The sequence below is a fragment of the Oleiphilus sp. HI0066 genome (assembly GCF_001635725.1).
The window spans coordinates 1-1,165 of record NZ_LWFH01001342.1 but is presented as its reverse complement, the minus strand read 5'-3'; the positions used below and the strand labels follow the sequence as shown (position 1 = coordinate 1,165).

Below are 1,165 nucleotides of genomic sequence, written 5' to 3'. Positions count from 1 at the left end.
GCTTACTTCATCACTCTGTTCTGAAAAATCATCTTGCAGGAGTTCACTAGCTTCTTGCTGGTCAACCTCCCCCACTGGCGCAATTTCACTCAAATCAATTTGTTGCTGGAGAGCTTGAAGCGACAATACGTGCTGATCCTCTAGACCTGACAGAAGTCTTTTTGCCAAAGTATCGTCTAAAGCAACCTCGTCAAACCCTAAACGAACACGCTTAACGAGTGATGGAATCATTTTAAGAAGTTTAGCTCTCGCATCTTGCTCTGAAGGATCTGGACATAAGGACCAAACCAGTTCATTTACAATTGCTTTAGCCCCATTCCAAGCTTCGCTTTGCTCTCCCTCGCGCAGAAGTTTAAAGACCAACACTTTACTCCACGCATCGCGTAGTAGTTCAACACCAAGATCCGGAACTGACTTCCCTTCAATCGCCTCGTTGATAACATCTTGCGCCGCTTGGCGCGCATCGTTAGCTGCAGCTTTACCACGCTCAGAGTCTCTAGTACGCTGTTCAACTAACAGGCCTCGTTTTCTTTCCGAATCAACGAAGCTTTCAAAGTCACTCAATAAACCGTCGAACATAGACACGTCTTGCTCGAAGCCGTTAATAATTTGCTCTACGATACCCTCAAGCTTTTCTTTAAAGCGATCACGCCTTCCTTCACGCGGCGCATTCCAACCAATCGCTGAAGACGCGATTTCATTAAGAAGCTTACGTGCAGGATGCCCACCTTTGTTAAAGAAACTGTCATCGATCAACGCCACTTTCAAAATAGGTATCTGCAGTCGTGAAATGATGGCTTTCATTTCAGGCTGCAATTGACGATCTTCAAGAATGAATTCAAATAGCATCGACACAAGGTTGATCATGTCAGCATCGAGACTTTCATAAGCCTTTCCAACCGCTCCAGCGCTCTGATCTTTTAGCAAAGCAGCAAAATCAATGGCTTGATTCTCTCCAACGAACGACCCAGCTTGCTCTAAGTTAAGTGACTGAGCGCGAGATAAAATCGCAACTAACTCGTTTTGTGAAATAACTGGTGCAGCTGAGGCTGAGGAAGAGCTGGCATGCAATCCTGAAACCGGCGTATTACCCTGAATAGGCTGACCTTGAGGATGCAGAAGTTGACGTAATGCGTCTAGATTAACTCCACTATTGCCTGCATCC

General features: G+C 45.7%; 1 protein-coding gene. It reads right to left on the bottom strand.

Translation table 11 applies throughout. The annotated features are described in order from the left end of the window. Positions 1-1,165: DUF1631 family protein (locus A3738_RS20185; RefSeq protein ID WP_156504365.1), on the bottom strand; the 1,165-nt coding region annotated here is incomplete at both ends.